We start from the raw sequence: 14,164 nt of genomic DNA, 5'->3' as shown, positions 1-14,164 counted from the left end.
TTACTGCTCAGTGCCGGAGGGATCGCCTCAGCGCGACCATTTGGTCACCGTGATGCGGGTGCCTTCGCCGACCGCCGTCTCGATGTCGAACTCGTCCACCAGCCGCCGGGACCCGCTCAGCCCGAGCCCCATCCCGCCGCCGGTGGTGTAACCGTCGGTGAGCGCGAGGTCCAGGTCGGCGATCCCGGGCCCCTGATCGCTGAAGACTATTCGTACACCCCGTCGTCGCCCGTTGTCGACGACGGTCACCTCGGCCTTGCCGCCACCGCCGTAGACAAGCGTGTTGCGGGCCAGCTCGCTGGCGGCGGTCACCAGCTTGGTCTGGTCCACCAGCGAGAGCTTGACCTTCACCGCGACCGTCCGGACGTGTTGCCGGACCCGCACCACGTCCTCGTCCGCGGCGATCACGAGCGTCTCGCCGGCATCCGCGGCACCGGCGAAGCCCGTTGTCACGACGTCACCGCCGTCCCATCCGAGCCGGACGCCGCCGCCTCGTCGTCGCCGCCGAGGAATCTCAGCTCCTCCTCGCGCGCGCGGGCGAGGAGTTCCATGCCGCGTTCCACGTTCAGGGCGGTCCGGATGCCGTTCAGCGACAGACCCAGCTCGACCAGCGTGATCGCCACGGCCGGGCGCATGCCGACCACCACGGTCTCGGCGTCCAGCACCTTGGAGATCGCGGCGATGGTGGAGAGCATGCGGCCGACGAACGAGTCGACGATGTCCAGCGCGGTGATGTCGATGATCACACCGTGCACGCCGGTCGAGACGATCCGGTCGGAGAGGTCCTCCTGCAACTGCAGGGCGATCTGGTCCTCCATGTCGACCTGGATCGACACCAGGAGGAAGTCACCGATCTTGAGGACCGGGATCCGCTCCATCAGCCCTCCGCCCGGGCCGGGCCGCGCCGGGCGAGGTCGTTGCCGGTGCGGCGCAGCGCGTGCCGGAGCGCGTCGGCCAGCGTGGCCTTGGTCGCGATGTCGCCGAACTCGATGCCGAGCGCCACGATCGTCTGGGCGATCTGCGGGCGGATGCCGGAGATGATGCACTCCGCACCCATCAGCCGCGCCGCCACCACGGTCTTCAGCACGTGCTGGGCGACCTGGGTGTCCACGGCCGGGACGCCGGTGATGTCGATGATCGCGTACGGCGAGCCGGTGTCGACCAGCGTCTGCAGCAGGCGCTCCATCACCACCTGGGCGCGGGCCGAGTCGAGCGTGCCGACCAGCGGGACCGCGACCACGCCGTCCCACAGCTTGACCACCGGCGTGGCCAGCTCCAGCAGCTGCTCCGCCTGGTCGGCGATGACCTCCTCGCGCGCCTGCGCGTACGCCGCGAAGGTGAACAGGCCGAGGTCGTCGATGAACGAGCCGAAGCCGATGTAGTCGGCCATGGTCTGCGAGTCCGTGTTGTACACGTCCACGGCGGTGGCGAACGCCTCCTTCACCGCGAACACGCTGACCGCGGTCTCGGTGGAGGTGAAACCCTGGAGCGCGCGCGAGCGGGACATCTCGGCCAGCAGCGCGCGGACCTCGCCGCCGTCGCCGCCCCGCAGCTCCGCGCCGCCCTCGGCGAGCACCTCGCGCAGGGTGCGGAACAGCTCACGAACCTGTCGGTCCAGCTCGCCCTGGCTCAACCGACCACGCAGCGTAGCGGCCACCTGACGAACCCACAGCTCGGAGATCTTGTCCTGGTGCTCGTCGAGCAGCGCGGCGAGCCGACCCGCTGCCTCCGTGCTGAGCGCCACGTTCGCCTCCTGTCAGACCCACCGGTCGCCGCCGGGGGATCACAGCCTTGACCGACCGGTGGGACACTATCACCGGAGCAACAGGGGTTAGTTGCTTGACGCCAAGTATTTGGCGTCGGCCTGACACTGCGAGCATGCCGCCGGTGGAGTAGCGTTTCGTCCATAACAGGAGGTCGGCTAAATGTCCTTGACGGTTAAGACCGAACAGCGCGACGACGTCGTCGTCGTGTCGGTGGCTGGTGAGCTCGACATGGCCACCGCCCCGCAGCTGCAGGATCAGATCACCGACCTGTTGGAGAAGGGCCGCACCCGGCTCGTCTTCGACCTGGCGGAGGTCTCGTTCTGCGACTCGACCGGCCTGTCCGTCTTCGTCCGCGCCAAGAACAGCACGGACGACAGCGGCGGCCTGGTCCGGCTCGCGGCACCGCAGCGCGGGGTGCTGCGGATCCTCGAGGTGAGCGGGCTGGTCGAGGTGCTCCAGACCTACCCGACCGTGGACGAGGCCGTGGACGGCGCGCCGGCGTCCGCCTAGAGCGTTTCCGCTCACTTCTCGGTGATCGTGGTCGCGGTCACCGAGTTGTCGTCGGCCGTGGTCCCCTCGATGGTGACGGTGTCGCCCTCGGCGAGGTCGCTGAGGGCCCCCTCCTCCGCCTTCCGCACCGTCGTGCCGTCGGAGGTCTTCACGGTGATCGTCCGGCCGTCCGCGGTCACGATGTAGACCGTGCTGCCGTTCACCAGCTTCACGGTGCCCTCGGTGGCCCCACCGGCCGTGGCGGTCGCGGTGGCCTGCGGCTGGGCCGCCTGATCACCCGTGCCCGCGTCGGCACCCTGGCGTCCCTGGAAACCGGCCGCACCGCCGGGGAACGTCATCCCGCCGCCCGGGCCCGAGGTGGTCGCCGTGCCCCAGCGCTGCTGGATCTCGACGCCCGCCATGATGCCGCCACCGAGCAGCAACACGGCCGCCAGGACCGGCGTCCACCGGTTCCGCCACTGCCTCGGCGCGACCGCGGCCAGCTCCGCGGCCAGCCCGTCGCCGGCCGGCTTCTCCAGCACCACCGTGTCCGTACCCCGGTGCTTCGATCTTCTGAAAGCCATGGTCTGGGTTCCTATTCGTAGCGAAGTGCGTCGATCGGGCGGAGGCTCGCGGCGCGGCTCGCCGGGTAGCCGCCGAAGAACAGGCCGATGGCGACGGAGACGCCGAGCGCCAGGACGACCGAACTCGGCACGATCACCGGCTGCACACCGGCGATCTCGAACCGGCTGCCGAGCACCGCGATCAGCACGCCCAGGCCGCCGCCGGTCAGGCTCAGGATCGTGGCCTCGGCGAGGAACTGGGTCAGGATCACCCGGCGGGGTGCGCCGAGCGCCTTCCGGATCCCGATCTCCCGCGTCCGCTCGGTCACCGTGACCAGCATGATGTTCGTGATGCCGATGCCGCCGACCAGCAGTGAGATGCCGGCCACCGCGCCGAGCAGCACGGTGAACGTGTCCGCGGTCTCGGTCTGCGTCTCCAGAAGCTGAGAGGCGTTCTGGATCCGGTACGGCGCGGTGCCGCCGTCGGAGACCTTGAGTCGCTGGTCGAGGATCGTGGCGATCTCGTTCTGCGCCGCGGTGACCCGGTCGGCGGAGACCGCCTCGACCACGATCGAGCTGAGCGATCCGTACCCGGCGAGCGTCTGCTGCACCGCGGTGAGCGGCGCGATCGCGAGGTCGTTCGCGTCCTGCACACCGGACGAGGACTTCTCCGCCAGCACGCCGACCACGGTGAACAGCGCGCCGCCGACCGTGACCTGCTCGCCGACCGGGTCGACGCCCTCGAACAGCTCCTCCGCCACGGTCTGCCCGATCACGGTGACCCGTTTCGCCTGCGCGACGTCCGCGTCGGTGAACGCGGCCCCCCGGTCGATCTCGTAGGACTGCGCCGCCAGATAGCTGCCGCCGGTGCCGACGAACTGGCTGATCTCGTGGTCGGTGCCGTCGTAGGTGAGCGTGCCGGACGCGCTGACCACCGGCGAGACCGACTCGACGTCCGGCGCCAGCGTCTCGTCCCGCAGCGCGTCCGCGATCTCCGTGGTCAGCGCCGTGTTCGTGGTGCCGCCGCGGTTCGTGCTCATCACCGTGATCGTGTTCGTGCCGAGCGCGGAGATCTGGTTCTGGATCGCGGCCGCCGAGCCGTTGCCGACCGCGACCAGCAGGATGACGGCCGCGACGCCGATCAGGATGCCGAGCATGGTGAGCGCGGAGCGCAGCTTGTTCGCGGTCACGCCCTTCCCGGCGAACTTCAGGATCTCCCAGGTGCTCACCGGCGGTTCCTCTCGTCGGACCGGACCTGTCCGTCGAAGAGCCGGATCAGCCGGCCGGCCCGCGCGCCCACCTCGGCCTCGTGCGTGATCAGCACGATCGTCCGGCCCTGCGCGTGCAGGTCGTCGAAGATCTTCAGCACGTCCTCGGTGGAACGGCTGTCCAGGTTTCCGGTCGGCTCGTCCGCGAGCAGCAGCGCCGGCTCCGTGACCAGCGCGCGGGCCACCGCCACGCGCTGCTGCTGGCCGCCGGAGAGCTGGTTCGGCTCGTGGCCGGCCCGGGCCGCGAGGCCGACCAGGTCCAGCGCGGCCAGCGCGCGCTTCCGCCGGGCAGCCGGTTTCACGCCCGCGTAGGCGAGCGGCAGCTCCACGTTCGCCAGCGCGGTGGTACGCGGGATCAGGTTGAACGACTGGAAGATGAAGCCGATCAACCGGTTCCGGACCACCGCGAGCTGCCGGTCGGAGAGCTCGCTGACGTCCACGCCGTCCAGCAGGTAGCGGCCGGTCGACGGGATGTCGAGGCAGCCCAGGATGTTCATCAGGGTGGACTTGCCGGAGCCGGACGAGCCCATGATCGCCACGTAGTCGCCGCGTTGCACGGTGAGGCTCACGCCGGCGAGCGCGTGCACGGTGGCCTCGCCCTCGCCGTACACCTTGCGCAGCTGCCGCACGTCGAGGACGGGCGTTCCGGCCTTCGCCGGCGCGTCGGCCCAGCGGTAGGTCGCGGCGGTCGTCACCGGCCACCGCCCGCCGTGCCGCCGCCCGCCGCGCCGCCGCCACGCGTTCCGCCGCCACCGGTGAGACCGCCGGGGCCACCGCCGGTGAAGCCGCCGCCCGGGAACCCGCCGCCCTGCTCGGAGCTGCCGCCGGTGCTCTCCTCGATCGTGTAGAGCACCTGGTCGCCCGCGGCCAGCCCGGAGGTGATCTCGGTCATCGTGTCGCCCTCCAGGCCGATCTCCACGGCCGTGGCGACCTGCTGGCCGTCGACCACCGTGGTGACCGTGTGACCGCGGCCACTGGACGTGATCGCGGCCGAGTTGACCATCACGACGTTCTCCGCGGTGCCGGTCGTGACCGCGACCGAGACGGTCTGGCCGGACTTCGCGCCGTCCGGCGTCTCCGCCAGCGTGAGCGTGGCGCCGTAGGTGACCGACTCACCCTCCGCGGACGAACTCGGGTCGATCGAGGCGACGGTCGCGGTCGCGGTGACGCCGGTCAGCGCGTTCCAGGTGACGGTCGCGGCCTGGCCCTCCTCCAGCTTCGTGGCGTCCGCCTCCGCGAACGACGCCGTGACCTGCAGCGTGCCCAGGTCGGCGATCTCCATGAACGCGGTGCCGGTGCTGCTCTGACTGCTCTGGCCGCTCTGGCCGCCGTCGCTTGATGAGGAGCCGCTCGCCGTACCCCCGACGCTGCCGTTGATCGTGATGACGGTGCCGTCCATGGTGGCGGTCAGCGTGGCGCCCTCGACCGCCTCCTCCGCGGCCTCGACCGCGAGCTCGGCCTGCGTCACCTGCGTCTCGGCGGACGTGGTGTCACTGCCCGCCTCCTCGGCCCGGGCCAGCGCGTCCTGCGCGGCCGTGAGGTCGGCCCGCGCCGCCGCCAGGCTCCGGTCCGCCGCGGTCGGATCGATCTTCGCGAGCACCTGCCCCTTCTTCACGACGTCACCGACCCTGACGTTGATCTCGGTGACCGTGCCGGACGTGCCGAAGTCGGCACTCGCCGTGTTCGCGCTGGTCACCGTGCCGTCCGCGCTGACCGTGGCGGTCACCGTGCCCTGCTGCACGGTCAGCGTCCGCGTGGTGCTCGCGTTCGCGGTCGCCTCGCCGCGCGCGGGCTGGACGAAGGAGAGATAGGCCCACACGCCGACACCGACGATTGCCAGGCCGAGGCCGGTATTGACAATCCAGGAGGAGCGGCGAGCGAAGAAGGGTCGTCGCACAGACATGCGCGTAGCGTCGCCGCCCCCTCTCGACGCCACCCCAGGACAGCCTCGGAGCGGACTGAGAAGCGCGTCCCCATTGATCAGCCATGAATGCGAGACAGGCCGAAGCTCCATTCTCCGTTTGGAGGGCGATACCCATGACGGCATCCGTGCTGGAGCACGACGGTCCGTGGACCGAGCAGGACTATTTCGCGTTGGGCCAGAGCCCGTCGCGGATCGAGCTGATCGATGGGAGTTTGTTGGTGAGCCCGTCCGCCAGCAAAAAGCATCGGATAATCTCGCGACGGCTGGCCAATCTTCTGGAGCCCGCGGCCGAAGCCGCCGGCCTGGTGGTCATCGAGGCGATCAACGTTCGGCTTCGTCCTGGCCGCATCGTCATTCCGGACATCGTGGTGGCCGATACCGACGAGGAGGGCGGCACCGTCGAGGCCGGCGAGGTTCACATGCTCGTCGAGATCGTCTCGCCGAGCAATGCCGCTACTGACCGTGTAATCAAGGTGCAGCTTTACGCGGCCGCGCGTATTCCGGCGTACCTCCTGGTGGAGCCGGAAACGAAGAGTATGCGACTGCTGCGCTTGGCGGGTGAGCATTACGCGGAGGTTGCGGTATCCACCGACTCTCTGGCGCTGACCGCGCCGATCGCCGTGACGCTTCGTGTGGCGGACCTGCTGAGCCGATAGCAAGATCTCAATACTTGCCGGTCGGGTGTGGCAAACTCGATCGGTGAGCGCCGGGACGGCCGAGGGCGTGCGCCGGGACGATCGTCCGGTGCGCGGTGGCGGGCGCGTGCCGGTGCTGACCGGGCGGCCGGAGCCACGCGGCCACCGGCGGCCGTCGGACAGCCCCGGTCGGCGATCGGCGGCCGGGTGGGCGATCTTCTTCGGGCTGGTCGCGCTGGGCTACCGCGTGCTGCTGGTGCGCGGCGAGGTGCCGCCCGGCGACGCGGCCGAGGCGGGCGCCGGGCTGGCCGCGCTGCGCATCGCACAGGGGCAGGAGCTGCCGCTCTTCCTGGACAGCGAGCGGTTCATGGGGTCGCTGCAGGCGTTCCTGGCGGCGCCGTTCGTGCGCGTGCTCGGCACCGGGTGGTGGTCGGTGCGGCTGCCCGCGCTGATCTGCTTCGCCGGGTTCCTGATCGTGGCGTTCATGCTGCTCCGCCGGCTCTACACGCCCTGGTTCGCGGCGCTGTCCATCGGCCTGTTCGCGCTCGGCTCGGACCGGGTGATCCGCGACGAGCTGACCGGCGCCGGGGCGTACCCGGAGATGCTTCTCGCCGTCACCCTGCTCCTGCTGCTCACCGTGCGCCTGGCCGGTGCCGAGCTGAAACGGCCGGGGCTCGGCCTGTTCGGCTGGGGCGTGCTGGCCGGCGTGATGGTGTGGACGCACTGGTGGGTCCTGCCGTTCGTCGCGGCCGCCGGCGTGATGCTGCTGCTCAGCTTCAGGCGCGCGCTGGTCTGGCTGATCGTCGCGGGCGGTGCGGCCCTCGGCGCGGTGCCGCTGATCGCCTACGCCGTGCTCGGTGCGCCGCGCAGCCCGTTCGACCTGCTCGTGCTGGCCAGCGGCAACCTGATCGAGGCGCCGCTGGCGGACCGGCTGACCGGCATGCTGCTCACCGCGGTCCCGATCAGCGCCGGCCTGTGCGCGCCCGGCGAGTGCGTGGCCTGGCAGGCATGGTGGGGCCCGGCGTACCTCGTGCTGCTGCTCGTCGCGCTGATCGCCGCGATCCGCGGGTTCGGCAACGCGGCGCCCGGGCGGGTCCCGCGGCACGCCGGCCGGCTCGCGCTGATCCTGGCCGCCGCGATCACGCTCGCGGTCTTCTTCCTGACCGCCAACTCCGCGCTGGCCCCGGCGGGCGCGGCGAAGAACCTGCACTACACGCTGATCGCGCTGCCCGCGGTGCTGTGGCCGCTCTGGCGCGCCGCCGCCCGGCTGTGGGGCCGCCGCGCCCGCACGCTGGCGGCCGCACTCGCCGGCCTGATCGGCTCGGCCGTGCTCGCCGCCGTGCTCACGCTCGCGGTCGCGGCCACCGCCGCGCTCGTGCTCAGCGCTCCCGGGCTCTCCGCCGCGGCCGACGACGACCGCGCGCTCGTGGCCGCGCTCGACGAGGCCGGCGCGACCCGCATCTACTCCGATCGCGACACCTGCGACCGCATCACGTTCCTCACCGGCGAGCGCATCATCTGCGCGGTCGTCGACACCCGCCTCAACCAGCGCGGCGACCGCTTCCCGGTCTACGGCACCGTGGTCCGCGCCGCCCCGGACCCGGCCTGGGTGCTGCCCGCCGGCTCCACACTGGACGACGCTTTCACGGCGTTCCGAGACCGCACCCTCCGCGTCTTCGACGTCACGCCGGCCGGCGGCTACCTGATTTATCAGGAAGACCGCTAGCGCCGGTCAGATCTCCGCGGCGCGCAGCGGCTGGTAGTCACGGCGCAGCGTCGTCGAGCCTGAACGCCCGGTTGACACGCACCGACCACTCGATAGCCACGCCGTCTCCTAGGAGCAGGTGCCGGCGTGGCAGTGAATCCACCGATCACCGTGCGGTAGCAGTGTTCCACGTACCCCTGGGTCGTGATCTTCGGCCTGGAGGCAGACGATCGCGTTGCGATAGCCGGCTTTCCTGAGCTGGTCCTCGGCCTCGGAGGATCCGGTCACTCCACGGGGAGGAGGACGCGGAAGGTAGCGCCCTGGCCGGGGGCGGTCATCAGCTCGACGTGGCCGCCGTGGGTCGCGACGATCGCGGCGACGATGGAGAGGCCGAGGCCGGAGCCGCCGGCGCCCGCCTTGCCGCGGGCGCGGCTGCTCTCGACGCGGTAGAGGCGTTCGAAGACGCGTTCCGCGTGCTCGGGTGGGATGCCGGGGCCGGTGTCGCTGACCTCGAGTACCGCGTAGGCGGTGGTCTCGGCCACGATCGGCGCCATGACGGGCTGCTGCCGACCGGTGCGGGAGCGCTGCGCCGCGGCGAACGGCGGTTGTTCCGTCCCCTGATGCCCGGCTGCCTGACCGGCCACGGCCTGACGCCCGGCTGCCTGACCGGCCACGGCCTGTGCCGGCGCACCGTAGCCGGGCATGCCGGCGGCGGGCGGCGCCGCGGCGCGGTGGGTGGCGGTCCAGCGGCCGACGCGGATGGTGATCCGGGCGTCCGGGGGTGTGTGGACCAGGGCGTTGTTGACCAGGTTCGTGGCGACCTGGCGGAGGCGGTGCTCGTCGCCGAGGACGGTGATCGGCTCGAAGTCGGCGTCGTCGTCCGGGCCGAGCGCGGCCAGGCGGATCGGGCGGCCGGGCGCGCGGGCGTGCGCGTCCCGGATCGTGTCCGCGGCGATCTGCAGCATGTCGACCGGCCGGCGTTGCAGCGGGCGCTGCTCGTCCAGCTTCGCCAGCAGCAGCAGGTCCTCGACGAGCAGGCCCATCCGGGCGGCCTCGGACTCGATCCGGCTCATCGTCTCGTCGAGCACCGGGCCGGGCGGGGAGCCGCCGCGCCGGTACAGCTCCGCGAAGCCGCGGATCGAGGTCAGCGGCGTGCGCAGCTCGTGGCCGGCGTCCGCGACGAACTGGCGGAGCCGGGCCTCGGACGCGGTGCGCGCGCTCACCTCCGCCTCGATCCGGGCCAGCATGGAGTTGAGCGCGATGCCGAGACGGCCGGGTTCGGTGTGCGGGTCCGCGTCGTCGGCGCGGTGGGAGAGATCTCCGGTGCTGATCCGGGTGGCCATCGCCTCCATCCGGGTGAGCGGGTGCAGGCCGAGCCGGACGACCACGGCGGCGAACAGGCCGAGCAGCAGCAGCACGACCAGCTCGACGGCCAGGTTGATGAGCAGCAGGCCGTTCGCGGTCCGGTCGATGTCCGCGAGCGACGCGCCCTTGAGCGTCAGCAGCGTCACCGGTGTGTCGTTGACGACCAATGACACCTCCTGCACGGTGATCCGCCAGGAGGTGCCGTCGGTCATCCGCACCGTCGTCGGCTCCGGCGCTCCGACCTGCGCGAGCACGTCGGGCTGCTCGACCTGCGCGTCGCCGTCCTGCCGGTCCGTGCAGAGCAGCGTGCCGTCCAGCCGGTAGAGGCTGAGCAGCTGCTCGGGTCCGGCGAGCGGGCCCGGCCAGCCGTGGTTGCGCTGCGGCGGGCCGCCCGGAGGAAACGCCTCGCCGGGATCCACCGCGGAGCCGGATCCGGTGTCGCAGATCCGGTTGATCATCATGACCGGATCCTCCATCCGGTTCACGATCCGGTCGTCCAGCTGGTCGGTCAGGTAGCTGCGCAGCAGCCATACGCCGGCCAGGTTCGCCAGCAGCAGCGCCACCGCGGTCAGCGACGCGATCACCAGCACCAGCCGGGATCGCAGCGTCCAGTGCCGCCACCGCCGAAGCCGCCAAGGGCTCGACGGCCGCGGACAGGGCCGGCTCACTCGTCGGCACTCCGGGGCAGCCGCAGGGCGTAGCCGACGCCGCGGACCGTGTGGATCAGTGGCGGCTCCCAGCGGTCGATCTTCTTGCGCAGGTAGTAGACGTAGGACTCGACGATCCGGCCGTCGCCGCCGAAGTCGTAGCTCCACACCCGGTCCAGGATCTGCGCCTTGCTGACCACCCGGCCCGCGTTGACCAGCAGGTAGCGCAGCAGGTTGAACTCGGTCGGGGACAGCTCGACCAGCTTGCCGCCGCGGCGGACCTCGTGCGCGTCCTCGTCCAGCTCCAGGTCCGCGTACCGCAGCAGGCCGTTGTCCTCGGACTCGTCGGCGTCGCCGCGGCTGCGGCGCAGGATCGCGCGGATCCGCAGCACGACCTCCTCCAGGCTGAACGGTTTCGTCACGTAGTCGTCCGCGCCGACGGTGAGACCGGAGATCCGGTCCTCGACCGCGTCGCGCGCGGTCAGGAACAGCACCGGGACCGGGCGGGAGCCCGCGCGCAGCCGCTGGGCGACCTGGAAGCCGTCCAGGTCGGGCAGCATCACGTCGAGCACGACCAGGTCCGGCTCGAACTCGGTGGCGGCGGTCAGCGCCTCGTGCCCGCCGTTCGCCACCCGCACGTCGAAGTGGATCAGGCGGAGCGTGGCCGACAGCAACGCGCAGATGTTCGGCTCGTCGTCGACGACGAGCACCTTGGTTGGCCGTACTTCGCTCTGCTGACGCACCGTGTTGCCTCCTGCCGTTCCCCACCCGATGGTGGACGCCGGCTCCAACTTCTATCGAAGGTGCCTCGGAACGATGTCGAAGAAAACTGAACAAAATCTTAGAACCGCAGACCAGCGGGGGTACGGGTATCAGCCCGCCAGCACGTTCTCGCCGGCCGCCAGACCCGAGGTGATCTCCGCGTACGCGTCGCCGACCAGCCCCACGCCCACCGTGCGGGCCGTGTCCACGCCATCGGCCCGGACCGTCACCACGCCGGTCGTGCCGGACACGTCGCGGATCGCCGAGGACGGCACCCGGACCACGCCGGTGACCGCGGAGATGGTGATCGTGGCCTGCGCGTTCTGCCCGATCAGCACGTCCTCCGGCACGGTGTCGAAGGTGATCAGCGTGCCGTAGGTGACCATGCTGTCCGTGGCCGTGCCGACCGGGTCGATCTGGGTGACCGCGGCCGGGAACGTCTCGCCGGGCCGGTCCGCGAGCGTGACCGCGGCGACCTGGCCGACCTTCAGCCGGCCCGCGTCCGCCTCCGGGAAGTCCGCCCGCACCTCCATGCCGCCGATGTCGCCGAGCGAGATGAACGCGCTGCCGGAGCTGACGCTGCTGCCGACCCCGCCGGCCACGGAGAGGATCTTCCCGCCGACCGGCGCCGTGAGCACGGCACCGGCGAGCGCCTCCTCGGCCTCGGCCAGCGCCACCTCCGCGCTGGTCACCTTCGTCTGCGCGCTGTAGACCGCGTCGCCACCGGTGCCACCGCTCCGCCCGCCGCTCCCGCTCTCGCTGCTCCCGCTCTCGCTCTCGCCGCTCCCGCTCTCGCTCTCGCCGGTGCCGCTGGTGCCGCTGGTCCCGGTCTCGCCGCCGCAGCCGTCGCCGGTTGAGCCGGAACCGCCGGTCGAGCCGCCGTTGACGCCGCCGCCGTCGGTGCCGCCGTCGGTGTCGCCGGTCGAGCCGCCGCCGTTGGGGCCGGTGCCGGTCGACGGGCTTCCGCCGGTCGTGGGGCGTGACGGGGTGCCGGACGGCGACGGGCCGGCGGACGGCGAGGTGGACGGCGATGACGAGGGCGAGGCGGACGGCGACGCGGGCACGGTCACGTAGACCGTGACCGTCTCGGTCACGGTGACCGTGACGGCCGGTGCCGGGTTCCCGCTGCCCGTGGGCGCCGGCGTGGGCGTGGTCCCAGACGTGGCGTAGGAGTAGACCGCTCCCCCACCGGTGTCCGACACGCAGCTGGTGGTGGTCTCCGACGACGACGCCGTGGACAACTCCTCCTGCGCCGCGGCCAGCTCCTCCGCCGCCCTGTCCACCGCCTCCCGCGCGTCCGTGGCGTCCACCTCGGCGAGCACGTCGCCGGCCTTGACCACGTCGCCGGTCCGCACGTTGACGGCGGTGACCTCGCTGGACGTGCCGAAGCTCAGGCTCCGGGTGGACGCGGGCGCGAGCGTGCCGGTGGCCGCGACCGCGAGCGTCACGTCGCCGGTGTCCGCCGCGACCAGCGACGGCCCGTCCGCGGCCTCCTCGTCGCCCGAGGTGAGCGCGTAGGCGGTGGACGCGCCCGCCACCACGACCGCCGCGGCGGCCACGCCGACCGCGATCCGCATCCGTCGACCCCGCAGTACCACGTCCACACCCCATCCGGTCGTCACTCGACCGGCGAAGTCTCACGACCGCGCCTCGCGACCCGCTCATTCCCCGCTGGGAACCCCCTCAGAGCCCACCGCCTGGATCACCAAAGAAAAGCCGGTCACGGGGAGTCCTCGATGCTGAGCTGCTTATTCGTCTTCGATGAAGCGAGGACGGGCGATGGCGAGGCCGGCGGTGGCCTGGAGGAGGGCGACGGCGACGAGGAAGAGCATCGGGACGGTCCAGGCGCCGGTCAGGCCGTAGAAGTAGCCGACCAGCAGCGGGCCGAGCGCGGCGAAGAGGTAGCCGATGCTCTGCGCGAACGCGGAGAGCGCGACCGTGCCCTCCGCGGTCCGGGCGCGCAGGCCGAGCACGGTCAGGGCCAGCGGGAACGCGCTCTGGCCCACGGACAGCACGACCACCCAGAGGTACGCGCCGGCCCTCGGCGCGAGCATCATGCCGAGGTACGCGACGATCATGAGGCCGGCCAGCGCGAGGATCAGCCCGTGCAGGTTGGGCAGCCGCGCGGTCAGCGACGGCATGATCAGGCCCATCGGCACGCCGACCACGGACAGGATGCCGAGCAGCAGCCCGGCGTTCTCCGGTGAGAAGCCGGCGTCCCGGAACAGCGTGGGCAGCCAGCCCATGGCGGCGTATCCGCTCAGCGACTGCGCGCCGAAGAAGATCGCCATGGCCCAGCCGAGGCGGGTGGCTCCCGGGCGTACCCGCGCGATGGTCTCTGCTCCTGGAACCGCCGTCGCCCGGGACGCCGCGCGATGACGCAGCGCGGCCGGCAGCCAGAGCGGGATCGCGGCGAGCGCGAGGATCGCCCAGACGCCCAGACCGGCCCGCCATGATCCGAACGCGTGCGCGATCGGCACGGTCGCGGCCGCACCGATCGTGGCGCCGATCGACATGGAGACCGAGTACGCGCCGGTGACCAGGCCGGTCCGCTCCGGGAAGTGCTGCTTGACCAGCATCGGCATCAGCACGTTGCCGATCGCGATGCCGGAGAGCGCGAGCGCGCTGGTGATCACGAAGACCGCGGCGGAGCCGGTGGCGACGCGCAGCGCCTGGCCGGCGACCAGCGCGACCATCGCGGCGACCAGCACGCGCGGCGCGGAGAAGCGGCGGACCAGCACCGGCGTGAACGCGCCGAAGAACGCGAACGCGATGGTCGGCATGGTGGTGACCACGCCGGCCATCAGGCCGGAGAGCTGCAGGCCCTCGCGGACCTCGGTGAGCAGCGAGCCGACGCTGGTGATCGAGGTCCGCAGGTTGAGCGCGACCAGCAGCATGGCGGCGAGCACGAGGAGCGTGCCACGGGCGCGTCCGCGCACCGCGGGGGCGACGGCGGCGGCGGGTTCCAGCACCATGGGGGAGGTCGACACGAGCCCATCGTAAATTCGTAGGATGAATTCGGGCCAGTTCTCGGAGGATG

14 protein-coding genes are annotated in these 14,164 nt (G+C 71.8%); 3 read left to right on the top strand and 11 right to left on the bottom strand.

What is annotated here, in order from left to right:
• Positions 1-27: 27 nt before the first annotated feature.
• Genes J2S43_RS36460 through J2S43_RS36450 form a run of 3 tightly spaced genes read right to left on the bottom strand, consistent with a single transcriptional unit; the run spans position 28 to position 1,744 of the window.
• Positions 28-453 (bottom strand): ATP-binding protein, encoded by a 426-nt coding sequence (locus J2S43_RS36460; protein WP_306836972.1) that lies wholly within the window; start codon positions 451-453, stop codon positions 28-30.
• Entirely contained in the window at positions 450-878 is a 429-nt protein-coding gene (locus J2S43_RS36455; protein WP_306836970.1) for an STAS domain-containing protein, read from the bottom strand. The genes J2S43_RS36460 and J2S43_RS36455 overlap by 4 nt, the downstream gene beginning before the upstream one ends.
• Positions 878-1,744 (bottom strand): STAS domain-containing protein, encoded by an 867-nt coding sequence (locus J2S43_RS36450; protein ID WP_306836968.1) that lies wholly within the window; start codon positions 1,742-1,744, stop codon positions 878-880. The genes J2S43_RS36455 and J2S43_RS36450 overlap by 1 nt, the downstream gene beginning before the upstream one ends.
• A gap of 181 nt (positions 1,745-1,925) precedes the next feature.
• On the opposite strand from J2S43_RS36450, the gene J2S43_RS36445 reads away from it, so the two are divergent.
• The gene (locus tag J2S43_RS36445; protein WP_033339298.1) at positions 1,926-2,276 is read left to right on the top strand and encodes an STAS domain-containing protein; all 351 of its coding nucleotides are present in this window, start codon (positions 1,926-1,928) and stop codon (positions 2,274-2,276) included.
• A gap of 11 nt (positions 2,277-2,287) precedes the next feature.
• Here J2S43_RS36445 and J2S43_RS36440 read toward each other — a convergent pair whose 3' ends face one another.
• Genes J2S43_RS36440 through J2S43_RS36425 form a run of 4 tightly spaced genes read right to left on the bottom strand, consistent with a single transcriptional unit; the run spans position 2,288 to position 5,905 of the window.
• A complete protein-coding gene (locus J2S43_RS36440) occupies positions 2,288-2,839 on the bottom strand; it encodes a DUF5666 domain-containing protein (protein WP_306836964.1) in 552 nt (183 codons plus the stop codon).
• An 11-nt stretch (positions 2,840-2,850) separates the two neighbouring features.
• Positions 2,851-4,047 carry an ABC transporter permease gene (locus tag J2S43_RS36435; protein WP_306836962.1) on the bottom strand — a complete coding sequence of 399 codons (1,197 nt, stop codon included), beginning with the start codon at positions 4,045-4,047 and terminating at the stop codon, positions 2,851-2,853.
• Complete coding sequence (locus J2S43_RS36430) at positions 4,044-4,781, bottom strand: ABC transporter ATP-binding protein (protein WP_306836960.1); 738 nt, start codon at positions 4,779-4,781, stop codon at positions 4,044-4,046. The genes J2S43_RS36435 and J2S43_RS36430 overlap by 4 nt, the downstream gene beginning before the upstream one ends.
• On the bottom strand, positions 4,778-5,905 hold the full coding sequence (locus J2S43_RS36425; protein WP_370881701.1) for an efflux RND transporter periplasmic adaptor subunit: 1,128 nt from the start codon (positions 5,903-5,905) through the stop codon (positions 4,778-4,780). Before J2S43_RS36425 ends, J2S43_RS36430 begins: the two co-directional genes overlap by 4 nt.
• 218 nt (positions 5,906-6,123) lie before the next feature.
• Here J2S43_RS36425 and J2S43_RS36420 point away from each other — a divergent pair, with 218 nt between their 5' ends.
• Together J2S43_RS36420 and J2S43_RS36415 are read left to right on the top strand one after the other, a co-directional pair.
• Positions 6,124-6,666: a Uma2 family endonuclease gene (locus tag J2S43_RS36420; RefSeq protein ID WP_306836956.1), complete on the top strand. Its 543-nt coding sequence runs from the start codon at positions 6,124-6,126 to the stop codon at positions 6,664-6,666.
• 43 nt (positions 6,667-6,709) lie between these two features.
• Complete coding sequence (locus J2S43_RS36415) at positions 6,710-8,371, top strand: glycosyltransferase family protein (RefSeq protein ID WP_306836954.1); 1,662 nt, start codon at positions 6,710-6,712, stop codon at positions 8,369-8,371.
• A gap of 263 nt (positions 8,372-8,634) precedes the next feature.
• On the opposite strand, the gene J2S43_RS36410 is transcribed toward J2S43_RS36415, so the two are convergent.
• The 4 genes from J2S43_RS36410 to J2S43_RS36395 form a co-directional block, all read right to left on the bottom strand.
• Positions 8,635-10,305, bottom strand: a complete 1,671-nt coding sequence (locus tag J2S43_RS36410; RefSeq protein WP_306836952.1) for a sensor histidine kinase — start codon at positions 10,303-10,305, stop codon at positions 8,635-8,637.
• Positions 10,306-10,379: 74 nt separating this feature from the next.
• Positions 10,380-11,105, bottom strand: a complete 726-nt coding sequence (locus J2S43_RS36405; RefSeq protein WP_306836950.1) for a response regulator transcription factor — start codon at positions 11,103-11,105, stop codon at positions 10,380-10,382.
• Between the two features lie 129 nt (positions 11,106-11,234).
• Positions 11,235-12,701 (bottom strand): efflux RND transporter periplasmic adaptor subunit, encoded by a 1,467-nt coding sequence (locus J2S43_RS36400; protein ID WP_306836948.1) that lies wholly within the window; start codon positions 12,699-12,701, stop codon positions 11,235-11,237.
• Positions 12,702-12,872: 171 nt separating this feature from the next.
• Complete coding sequence (locus tag J2S43_RS36395) at positions 12,873-14,099, bottom strand: CynX/NimT family MFS transporter (protein WP_306839686.1); 1,227 nt, start codon at positions 14,097-14,099, stop codon at positions 12,873-12,875.
• Between the last annotated feature and the right edge of the window lie 65 nt (positions 14,100-14,164).

The organism is Catenuloplanes nepalensis (assembly GCF_030811575.1).
Classification (GTDB): domain Bacteria; phylum Actinomycetota; class Actinomycetes; order Mycobacteriales; family Micromonosporaceae; genus Catenuloplanes; species Catenuloplanes nepalensis.
The sequence above is the reverse complement of the archived record's forward strand: the minus strand, read 5'-3'. Positions and strand labels throughout refer to the sequence as shown.

What these genes read in the sequence shown, in the direction of transcription:
- J2S43_RS36445 (WP_033339298.1), top strand. Translation starts at nt 1,926, where the DNA reads ATGTCCTTGACGGTTAAGACCGAACAGCGCGACGACGTCGTCGTCGTG.
- J2S43_RS36420 (WP_306836956.1), top strand. Translation starts at nt 6,124, where the DNA reads ATGACGGCATCCGTGCTGGAGCACGACGGTCCGTGGACCGAGCAGGAC.
- J2S43_RS36440 (WP_306836964.1), bottom strand. Translation starts at nt 2,839, where the DNA reads ATGGCTTTCAGAAGATCGAAGCACCGGGGTACGGACACGGTGGTGCTG.
- J2S43_RS36400 (WP_306836948.1), bottom strand. Translation starts at nt 12,701, where the DNA reads ATGCGGATCGCGGTCGGCGTGGCCGCCGCGGCGGTCGTGGTGGCGGGC.
- J2S43_RS36395 (WP_306839686.1), bottom strand. Translation starts at nt 14,099, where the DNA reads ATGGTGCTGGAACCCGCCGCCGCCGTCGCCCCCGCGGTGCGCGGACGC.
- J2S43_RS36455 (WP_306836970.1), bottom strand. Translation starts at nt 878, where the DNA reads ATGGAGCGGATCCCGGTCCTCAAGATCGGTGACTTCCTCCTGGTGTCG.